The 10,331-nt window shown below is 44.2% G+C and carries 11 protein-coding genes; 4 read left to right on the top strand and 7 right to left on the bottom strand.

Annotation, left to right across the window (positions count from 1 at the left end):
• The 6 genes from HMPREF9074_RS05840 to HMPREF9074_RS05815 all read right to left on the bottom strand — a co-directional run.
• On the bottom strand, positions 1-200 hold a 200-nt coding region (locus tag HMPREF9074_RS05840), incomplete at its 3' end, for a GmrSD restriction endonuclease domain-containing protein (protein ID WP_034539961.1).
• Positions 201-376: 176 nt separating this feature from the next.
• Positions 377-943, bottom strand: a complete 567-nt coding sequence (locus tag HMPREF9074_RS05835; protein ID WP_034539970.1) for a DUF3127 domain-containing protein — start codon at positions 941-943, stop codon at positions 377-379.
• Between the two features lie 65 nt (positions 944-1,008).
• Complete coding sequence (tilS, locus tag HMPREF9074_RS05830) at positions 1,009-2,313, bottom strand: tRNA lysidine(34) synthetase TilS (protein WP_009390857.1); 1,305 nt, start codon at positions 2,311-2,313, stop codon at positions 1,009-1,011.
• A gap of 12 nt (positions 2,314-2,325) precedes the next feature.
• Positions 2,326-3,180: an aminotransferase class IV gene (locus HMPREF9074_RS05825; protein ID WP_009390859.1), complete on the bottom strand. Its 855-nt coding sequence runs from the start codon at positions 3,178-3,180 to the stop codon at positions 2,326-2,328.
• Positions 3,181-3,219: 39 nt separating this feature from the next.
• The gene (locus HMPREF9074_RS05820; RefSeq protein WP_034539967.1) at positions 3,220-3,603 is read right to left on the bottom strand and encodes an START-like domain-containing protein; all 384 of its coding nucleotides are present in this window, start codon (positions 3,601-3,603) and stop codon (positions 3,220-3,222) included.
• Between the two features lie 69 nt (positions 3,604-3,672).
• Positions 3,673-4,269: a peroxiredoxin-like family protein gene (locus HMPREF9074_RS05815; protein WP_009390872.1), complete on the bottom strand. Its 597-nt coding sequence runs from the start codon at positions 4,267-4,269 to the stop codon at positions 3,673-3,675.
• A 250-nt stretch (positions 4,270-4,519) separates the two neighbouring features.
• Between HMPREF9074_RS05815 and HMPREF9074_RS05810 the strand changes: the two genes are divergently transcribed.
• From HMPREF9074_RS05810 to HMPREF9074_RS05795, 4 genes are all read left to right on the top strand, one after another.
• Positions 4,520-6,544: a tetratricopeptide repeat protein gene (locus HMPREF9074_RS05810; RefSeq protein WP_009390874.1), complete on the top strand. Its 2,025-nt coding sequence runs from the start codon at positions 4,520-4,522 to the stop codon at positions 6,542-6,544.
• Between the two features lie 40 nt (positions 6,545-6,584).
• The gene (locus tag HMPREF9074_RS05805) at positions 6,585-7,913 is read left to right on the top strand and encodes an alginate export family protein (RefSeq protein WP_009390875.1); all 1,329 of its coding nucleotides are present in this window, start codon (positions 6,585-6,587) and stop codon (positions 7,911-7,913) included.
• A gap of 75 nt (positions 7,914-7,988) precedes the next feature.
• Positions 7,989-9,143, top strand: a complete 1,155-nt coding sequence (locus tag HMPREF9074_RS05800) for a serine hydrolase domain-containing protein (RefSeq protein ID WP_009390877.1) — start codon at positions 7,989-7,991, stop codon at positions 9,141-9,143.
• Between the two features lie 24 nt (positions 9,144-9,167).
• Positions 9,168-9,887: a 3'-5' exonuclease gene (locus tag HMPREF9074_RS05795; RefSeq protein ID WP_009390878.1), complete on the top strand. Its 720-nt coding sequence runs from the start codon at positions 9,168-9,170 to the stop codon at positions 9,885-9,887.
• A 16-nt stretch (positions 9,888-9,903) separates the two neighbouring features.
• Here HMPREF9074_RS05795 and tsaB read toward each other — a convergent pair.
• Positions 9,904-10,331: tRNA (adenosine(37)-N6)-threonylcarbamoyltransferase complex dimerization subunit type 1 TsaB (gene tsaB / locus HMPREF9074_RS05790; RefSeq protein ID WP_034539958.1), on the bottom strand; the 428-nt coding region annotated here is incomplete at its 5' end.

Here is a 10,331-nt window from a genome sequence, read left to right as displayed (position 1 = left end):
GAGACAATAGTACCTAAAAAGTAGTCAGAATGTTTTTTAGCTTCTGTTGTGTAAAACTCTTTGAGATCTTCCCATAAAGTTCTACATTTATCAATATCCCATTTGTAAGGGCGTTGATAATCAGGAATAATAATTTTTTTAGTTTTTAACTCTGAGAAGAGTTCTTTAATGCTTTTTTTACTTACGATAAGGTCTGCCATTTTTTATATGTTTTATTGGTTCTTGCAGCAAATGTACAAAATTAAATTATATAAAAAGCTCTTTTAATTTATTTTTTTACCTTAAAGCATTTACAAGAAGAACTGACAGCCAAACAAAAATAACAGTCAATAAAAAAGCGACTCCCAACTTTAAGGAAGTCGCTTTTTTTGTTAGCCTAAAAAGGTAGATCATCTTCTTCTATAGGAGCTGCCGCTGGTGGCGTAGCTGCTTGCGGAGGCACTTGGAAAGGCTGCTGTGGTTGCCCTAATGGTTGCCCTTGAGGCATTGACTGAAAGGGCTGAGCAGGAGCCTGCTGATATTGCGGTGGCGCTTGCTGGTACTGAGGCTGTGCATATCCCTGAGGCGGATAGGCAGGCTGTCCGTATCCTTGTGGAGGGTATTGCGCATAGCCTTGTGGCGGATAAGCAGGTTGTCCATACCCTTGAGGAGCTGCCTGTGCAGCTGCCATAGCGTCTTGTATGCGCCATCCTTGCAAGTTCACTATATATTTAGTTTCCCCTTGTGGATTTACCCATTCGCGTCCTCTTACGTTGAAGCTGATGAGCACCACTTGTCCTTCGTGGAAGCTGTCGAGTAGGCTGCATTTCTCTTGTACAAAATCGAATGGTATGTACTGAGGGTACTGATCTTCAGTCATAATTACCACATCGCGGCGTTGAAAGCCGTTCTGACCTACCGTTTGAACAGGTCCTATTTTTATGATTTTACCTTGAATTTCCATATTTGCCATATTTTGGTCTTACATTTTAAATTTCTTGTCGGCAAAAGTACAACATAATTTGCGAATTAGCAAATTTGTGAGTTACCAACTACGCTAATCTGTAGTACTCTTTTAGTTTTTGGGGTTACCCTAAAGCGGTGGTCTAAGCGCTTGCCCACCACCCATACTATACGGTCGCCACTGCACAATAACCATTGCTGCTGACGCGCTATCTGACTGTATTTTTCGTCTATAAAATACTTGCTCAACTTCTTAGCACTACCCAAGCCTATAGGGTAAAATATATCACCCTCGCGCTTGTGTCGCAATGCTAATGGGAACTCTAATTTATCAGCATCTACACTGATAGTATTAGGGTCTTCCGATATGGCAGCGGTAGGGGGTACCTCTTCAAATACCAAACGTATAGGGGTTGTAACCTCGCGCGTACCCTCAGCTATCAGAAAAGGCGCTTCTTCTTCGTCCTCTATTGGCAACAACCATACCCATTCTTTGTCCTTTATCAGTTGGTGAGAGGGCGAACAGAGCATCTTGCCCGCTTCCGCCGTAAATAAAAGCTGCTGCAAGTCCTTTACATTGTTGAACCCGTAGGGATAGAAGAGCCTATGCAGCACCAAAGGCAGTTCAGGCACTTGCAGTAGGGGAGAGGGGCTAATGCGAATAGGATCCCCCTGAAAACACTCATTTCTTATCTTTTCGATATAATAATCGATAAAACGAGCCGATTGGTGCAAATATTCTTGCGTTTGATTAAAGTTTTCTAAGTAATTAGGGTGTACGTAGCGCAATTGAGGGATAATTTCGTGCCTAATAACGTTGCGCACGTACTTATTCGAAGCATTCGAGCTATCCTCACGCCAACTCAGCTGCTTTGCTTGGGCGTACTGGTATATTTGCTGACGCGAAAACGAAAGTAACGGACGTATTAGCTTGCCATTTTGCTGCGGAATACCCAAAAGACCGTCTAAACCACTGCCACGCGATAGGTTAATCAAGAAAGTCTCAAGGTTGTCGTTAGCGTGGTGGGCAGTGGCTATATAGGCGCAGGCATAAGCCTGAGCCATACGGTCAAACCATTCATAGCGAAGCTCACGGGCAGCCAATTGGGTGTTTAGCTGGTGCTCTTTGGCGTAGGCGTGAGTGTCGAAGCGCTCTACCAATAGCTGTACTCCTAAGCGCTCCGCAAAGCTGCGCACAAAAGCCTCATCGCCATCGCTTTCTTCTCCGCGCAAGCTAAAATTGCAGTGGGCGAGTATCACCTCGGCACCGTGACTGTAGAGCAGGTGGGCTAGCACCACGCTGTCGATGCCCCCGCTGATAGCCACCAACACACGCTGGTGCTTCAGCGCTTCTAAAAGGTTCGTTTTCATCGGTATATAGGGTTAAACTATCCCAAAGCGGGCAATCGTATTGAGTTTGCCTATCAGGCTTTTGGTTGCCGTATGGGTATAAGTCTTTTTGCGGTATTGGCTTACGGGCTGTATGCCTATAAGGCTGTTGGTGATAAATAGTTCATCGGCTTTTTGCAGTTCAAAAGGCGAAATAGAGGTCTCCTCCACCTGATAATCGCCTACTTTTTGTAGCGATTTTATAAGCATCTTGCGGGTAATGCCGTTTACAGCGCCATCGGTTAGGGCAGGCGTCTTTAGCGTGTTGCCATTTACTAAAAAAATATTGCCGTCCAGCGCCCCTGCAATGTTCTTTTGGCTGTTGAGCAGTATGCAGTTCTGATAGTCGTTTTCTTGGGCGAAAATACTGCCCAATACGTTCACTATCCGATTGGTGTGCTTAATGTTAGCCAACAAATCGGGTTGTATATAAAAATCCTTAAAAAGTTCCACCTCGTACGGCTCTTCGTTTAGCACGTAGAAAGCGCTGCTTAAGGGCTGTGTTTCAATAAGATATTCTATGTCGTTATTAGTAGGGGTATAAGTGTTGCCGCTCTTTCTAAATATGCTGATGCGTACCCTTACGGGCTGACTTTCAAGGGCATTGCTGCGGATAGTTTTTAGTATTTCCTCTTCAATGTATTCCATCGAAAAAGACATTGGTATATTCATACGCAGCACGCGCATGCCTGCCATTAGGCGCAGGTAGTGTTCTTCCCAAAACAACAACTGCTGATAGCTGTACTTGCTCACATCGGTTACGGCATCGCCGTAGGCAAAGGCGCGGTTGTGCAGCGCAAGTATATTGCCCTCTGCACCGATAAGCACGCCATTATAGTTTATATTCATTTATTTTTAAAAGTGATTTATTTTTAGTTAAGGGTATTTTTAGCCGCCAATACGTGCTTTTAGGTCAGCAATTTGCAGCCGCCACATCTGTTTTGCCTCTTCTATCTCATCAGGATAGGCAAAATCGACGATAACAAGCGATACTTCTTGGGTAAGTTCATCTACATTGATACGAATTTCGAAGAAAGTATTCGCAGGGTCGTCATCTACCCAATGAAACCGTATGTATTCGTCTAACTTAGTGCGCATCAAGATAGCTTTTTCGGGCGATTTATTCCAGAAAAACAGATATACATCGGCATCAGCGCGTACATCGTCAGCGTACCACGAAGCCAATCCTGCCGGAGTGGATATGTACTGGTAAAGCAACTGCGGAGAGGCATTAATGCCCACTTCCAATTGGTATTTTTCTTTCGTATTCATATCGGTAGGGGGGTTAGGGGCTTTAGTGGGCGCAATATACAACATTTTTTTTAATTAGCACCAATCCCGCTACTTTATCTCTTTTAGTTTTTTAATAACTTCTTCAGTATTAGCGCGTTGAGTGTAGTCAGCATTAACAAAAGCATATACTATTACCCCCTTTTGGTTAATGATATAAGTAGCAGGCATCGGCAATTGGTTCAAATGATTACCATTGTAAGCCGATAGTCCAAACCCTTTTTCATACCTAACTGCAGTGTTCTCATCTAAGGTGAAAACCAATCCGTAACGGCTGGCAACCTCGTTATTAAGGTCTGTTAGTATTTCAAATGCTAACTGATGTTTTTCTTTGGTCGATAAACTGTAGTCAGGAAGCTCAGGGGTTAAGGCTACAAAGGTAGCACCTTGTGCTTTTATTTCGGGTAAAACTTCTTGCCAGCCTTGTAGCGCCCTATTACAATACGGACACCAACCTCCGCGATACCAAGTTAGCACCACATTCCCATTTTTCAGTAGGGTAGAGAGTTTTACTTTTTTGCCTAAGGCATTTTTAAGGGTGAATTGAGGGGCTTTATCACCCACTTTTAGCGCTTTAGAAGTGTCTTGCCCATAAATAGGCGCTACTGCCAATAAGACAGCAAATAATAGTGTTTTGAATATTTTCATTAGTTAAATAAAAATAAAATTTCCTTAAAATAGTATCAAAGATTATACCATTTGCCTTCGTCTGACAGTAATAATAATAGCGATACAGAAACGATATAGGAACGATACAGGAACATCGAACGATGAGCGAAGGATAAGCGAAGGATAAGCGAACCGTTACCGAAGTGGAAGCAGCTAAAAAAATATCTTCTTTAATGCTGCTAATTTCTTAAAAATATCTTATTTTTGCACGCTATTTATGAATTGAAAAATGAAGAAATATCATACCAAAACCTTTCTTTTTGCACTATTATTAATCCTCCTCATTTCCGCAGGGGCGGTGGTCTTCTTCTTTACTCATAAAGAGGACTATACTTCTGTAGAAGCTGTTGATACTGTGGGGCATAACAGCTATGTGGGGGCTGCTTCCTGCCGAGAATGTCACTCTGCTGAGCACCAGCAATGGCAGCTATCCGACCACTTCAAAGCGATGCAAATCGCTAATGACAGCACCGTATTAGGCGATTTCAACACTTCGTATACCGCCGATGGTATCACCTCGCGTTTCTTTAAGCGAGATGGCAAATTCTTTATCAATACCCAAAACGAAAAAGGCGACTACCAAGACTACGAGGTGCTGTATACCTTTGGCTATTACCCTCTGCAACAATATATTACCGACTTTCCTAACGGCAAAAAACAAGTCTTTCGGCAGAGTTGGGACAGTCGTAAAAAACAATGGTTTCACCAATACGCGGGCGAGGTAATTCCGCCTGACGACTATCTGCATTGGACGCAAGCAGGGCAGAATTGGAATCTGATGTGCGCCTCTTGTCACAGCACTAACTTACAGAAAAACCTCGACCCTTATACCGATTCTTACCACACTACTTACAGCGAACTGACCGTCGGCTGCGAGTCTTGTCACGGAGCTGCTGGCGCACACGTACAGAGCAAGGGCAAAGCGCCTTTAGTGCCGATGCAGCAACAAGGGCAGGAACTCACTGCCTGTATGCCTTGCCACACAAGGCGCGGCGAGGTAAGTCAGCACCACGGTTTTTCGGCTGAAGTAATGGACAACTACATACCCGAAGTGCCTGTAACCGACCTGTATTTTGCTGACGGACAGGTGATGGGCGAGAACTACAAATATTCGTCTTTCCTGCAGAGCAAAATGTATCAGCAGGGCGTTCGCTGCACCTCTTGCCATTCCCCTCATACGGGCAAACTAAAAGCCGAGGGCAGCAAGGTGTGCTTGCAGTGCCACGCGCCTAACTATGCCACCACAGCCCATACCTTCCATAAGGGTAACGATGCCGAAACTGACTGCCGCGTGTGCCATATGCCTACCCGCACCTATATGGGCAACGATGTGCGCCACGACCATAATTTCTATGTGCCGCGCCCCGACCTCAGTGCTAAGTACGGCACGCCTAATGCCTGCAATGCCTGCCATAGCGATAAGAGTGCCCAATGGGCAGCCAAAGCAGTGGTGCAATGGTATGGCAAAGAGCGGAAGCCTCATTTTGCCGAAAACCTCATTATCGGCAGTAAGCAGACCGCGGAGAGTCTGCCCCGACTGCAATCGCTATTGCAAACCCCTAACACCCCCGATATTATACGGGCGGCAGCCCTGCATTACTTAGGGGGGCAACCTTCAGAAGCACGCTTTCCGCTGATAGTCAAAGAGCTGACGGCTGCTGATGCCCAAACGCGTTATCGGGCGGTGATAGCCCTAAGCGAGTACCCCCTATCGCGCTACGAAGCCCAGTTGCTGCCGCTGCTGACCGATAAGGTGAAGGCGGTGCGTATGGTAGTTGCCAATGTCATACTTACCCAAAAAGGCTGGGACAATGCGCGCGCTATGAGTCCGCATTTCGAAAAAGCCCATCAGGAGTACCGCGATTTTGTACTCTCGCAAGCTGATTTCCCGTTAGGAAGTGCTACGGCAGGCGACTATTTTGTGAAGATAAACCAACCCGTTGAGGCTATCCGCTTCTACGAGCGCGCGCTTCAGAAAGACAAAAATCTGAACTATCTACGGCTGAACCTCGCTACCCTCTACAATGGCGAGGGGCAAAACGACAAGGCAGCCGCTGTGCTACACACCGCCTTGCAATACGAGCCCAAAAATGCTGAAATATACTACTTTTTAGCGCTGCTGTACAGCGAAGAAAAGCGATACACGGAAGCTAAAAACGCCTTTGAAAAAGCGATGCAGCTCGGTATGAAAGACGAAAACATACAACGAAATTATAGAAATTTATTGCAGCTATTGGTTGGTATAAAAAAATAGCTTATATTTGCCGTGCGAAACAGAAAAAACACGAAAAAAAATGAATAAAAAATTAATGACCCTTGGAGTTCTTGCTACCCTTTTAGCAGCTCCTAACTATCTTGCAGCTCAAGAAGCAGACGAGATGGCACCTAAAAACAGTATTGACATCACTGCGCAGATACGTCCGCGTTTTGAGTACCGCAATGGGGCTTATCTGCCTTTGCAAGACGGCGATGCACCTGCTATTTTGGTGAACAACCGCACTCGTCTGAACTTTGAGTACAATAACGCTGACCGTCTGAAAGTGTACGTGTCATTGCAAAATGTGAACATTTGGGGGCAAGCACCTCAAATACAAGCCACTGATAAAACAGGCGGTATGTCAGTATTTGAAGCATATGCGGCATTCCCATTGGCTGAGCAAGTAAACATCAAATTAGGACGCCAAGTGATAGCCCTTGATGATGACCGTATTTTTGGTTCTCTCGATTGGCACCCAGCAGGTCGTAGCCACGATGCTGTAAATATCAATTGGGCACCTAACGAAGATTTTACCCTACGCGGCTTTATAGCTTACAACCAGTCGGCTGCATCTCCACTAAATGTAAACTTCCCTAAAGGACAGTATTTTAGCGGAGGACAACCTTACCAACACTTAGAAGCGCTACACGCTCACTACCACATCGCTCCTACCCAACAGCTTTCATTCTTATTTGCTAACTTAGGCTATAAGACTGATGCTGCTAAGGCTAACAATATGCAAACTTTTGGGGCGCACTACGCAGGCAAGAGCGATGAGGTAACCTATGGCGCTACTGCTTACCTACAAACCGGCAAAAACGCTGCAGGTGTTAGCAAAAGTGCTTATATGTTCGCGCTTAATGCAGGATACCGTTTCTCTCCTATCTTTGCTCTTACAGCAGGTCTTGATTACCTAAGCGGTAATGCAACTGATGACACTTCAGGCAAAGACAAGGCTTTCGATCCTTTCAGCGGTACTAACCACAAGTTCTATGGCCTTATGGATTACTACTTTGTAGGAGCTCCTGGTTCTAACAATGCTCCTGCACAAGGATTGCTAAATCCTTACCTTACTGCTAATGTTCGTACAGGCGAAAAGAGCAACCTAAGTGCTACTTACCACTTCTTTGGTCCTGCGGCTAAATACCAAGTAGGTACTAAAAAACACAGCAGCTATGGTAGCGAAATAGACTTAGTGTACAGCTTGAAAGTACAACCTTTCGTAGGACTACAATTAGGCTACTCTACCTATTTAGTTAATGATGGTACTAAAGCGCTTAAAGGTACACCTAACCCACGTGCTTACCAAGACTGGTTATGGTGCAGCCTAAACATCAATCCTAAGATTTTCTCTGCTAAATTCTAATTAGAGATAAAAGACGAAAGACGAAATACAAACGTCTTTCGTCTTTTGTATTTCGTCTCCTTGTCTTTTGTATTTATGAAGAAATTTACTATCAGCTTATTCTTATTGCTACTTATAGTAGTTGGGGGGGTATACCTCTTGGGCTACGGCTATCTCTTCAAAGCCGTAAGGGTAGTGTATGCCACAGGGCATAGCACTACTTTTTTAGATGACTACACTTATTTTGATAACCGCACTATCAGTCGCAGTACTACCCCGCAAGCGTGGGCACTTGCCGCTGAATATAATCAAGTGGCTGAAACCCCTGAACTGCAAAACGCTCATCACAAGTATGGTACAGTAGCCTTCCTCATCATTAAAGGTGATAGTATATGGCACGAACGCTATTTTGATAACTATAACTCTAAGAGCAAGAGCAACTCTTTTTCAATGGCGAAAAGCTACGTGTCAGCGCTTTTGGGCAGGGCTATAACCGATGGCTACATAAAAAGTCTAGACCAGCCAGTAAGCGACTTTTTCCCGCAGTACAAAGAAGGTTTGGCGGCTAAGCTAACAGTAGGCGACCTTTCGTCTATGGCATCAGGTCTCGACTGGGACGAGGCTTATTATGACCCTTTTTCTATCACCACCCGTGCTTATTTTGACGAGCATTTTCGCGAAAAGATGCTACAGCTAAAGATTACCTCTGAACCGGGGAAGGCTTTTAAGTACCTCAGTGGTAACACCTTTTTGTTAGGGATGGTAATAGAGAAGGCAACAGGCAAAACCCTTAGTGAGTATCTTGCAGAAGCGCTTTGGCAGCCTATGGGGTGTGAGGGTGAGGCACTTTGGCAGTTAGATAGTGAAGAAAGTGGATTAGAAAAGGCTTATTGCTGTATAGCCTCTAATGCCCGCGATTTTGCTCGTTTGGGCAAGCTCTACCGCGACCACGGCAAGTGGGACGGCAAACAGCTATTAGATAGTGCATTTGTAGCTAAATCGGTACAACCCCGCTTTGCTGACCACCCTGAGTATGGCTATGGCTGGTGGTTGTTAGATTACAAGGGCATTCACTTCTTTATGATGCGCGGACATTTGGGGCAATACGTTATTGTCAATCCAACTGATAAGGTTATCATAGTGCGTTTAGGGCATAGTCTCTCAGATGAAGCCCCTGAAGGCAGTACATTTCCATCTGATATTTACACCTATATTGATGAAACGTACAAAATGATTAATGGGAATTCATAATTTATAATTCAAAATTAAAAGAAGGTGCTCCATAAAATAAACCTCGAAGATATACTTTTTTTAGACATTGAAACAGTTCCTCAGTACCCTGATTACAGTTGTGTACCGGCAGCTGCACAAGCCTTATGGGAAGAAAAAACGCAATACCTGCGCAAGGACGAGCATACTGCTGAAGAATATTATAATCGTGCAGGCATATGGGCTGAGTTTGGCAAGATAGTATGTATATCGGTAGGTTATTTTTCTTTCCGACACGAGCAACGCACCTTTAGGGTAACCTCATTTACAGGCGAAGAAGACAGCTTATTACGTGATTTTGTGCGTTTGGTAGAAGAACATTTTTCTCGCCCTAACAAGCTTTTTTGTGCTCATAATGGCAAGGAGTTTGATTTTCCTTATCTCTCACGGCGTATGATTATCAATGGTATTCGTATTCCAAATAAGTTGCAACTCTTTGGCAAAAAGCCTTGGGAGGTACCCCACCTCGATACCCTTGATCTCTGGAAGTTCGGCGACTATAAGCATTACACTTCTTTAACTCTCTTAGCCCACACATTGGGTATTCCTTCGCCTAAAGATGATATTAATGGCAGTCAAGTACGCGATGTATTTTATGAAGAAAACGATATACATCGTATTGCTACTTATTGCGAGAAAGATACTATAACGGTAGCCCAAATACTATTGCACCTGCGTTACGAACCGCTCTTAACAGACGATGAAATACTCATCATTCCGCGCTAATACTATTAGTACTTGCTTATTTTAGATAAGTAGGTTCGAAATAAGCGATATCTTCAAAATTAGCGGCTTTATACTTCTCTATAGCAAAAGGAATCATATCTTTGGCCTCGGGGAAAGCTCCTGCAATAAATGTAGCATTAGGATGTTGGCAGATAGTAGCAAACTTAGTACTACCATCGCCTAAGAATGTCACTTTACCCTTATCCAAATACTCTTTATAACTGTCTGCATCGAGTATTTTAGCTTCAGTAGGAGATACAAAACGATATTCGCTATCAAATACAGCACTATAAACCTCCATACGGCGCGCATCGAGCATAGGAATAATGCAATCAGCTGCTACTTGGTGCGCAAGGATTTGCAAAGTAGGAATACCTATAAGTGGCTTGCCAAGAGCAAAACACAATCCTTTGGCAGTAGCAACCCCTATGCGCAAACCTGTAT

This window comes from Capnocytophaga sp. oral taxon 329 str. F0087, from assembly GCF_000213295.2.
Lineage (GTDB): Bacteria > Bacteroidota > Bacteroidia > Flavobacteriales > Flavobacteriaceae > Capnocytophaga > Capnocytophaga leadbetteri_A.
Note: the sequence above shows the minus strand (reverse complement) of the source record. Positions and strands in the feature narration are given on the sequence as shown.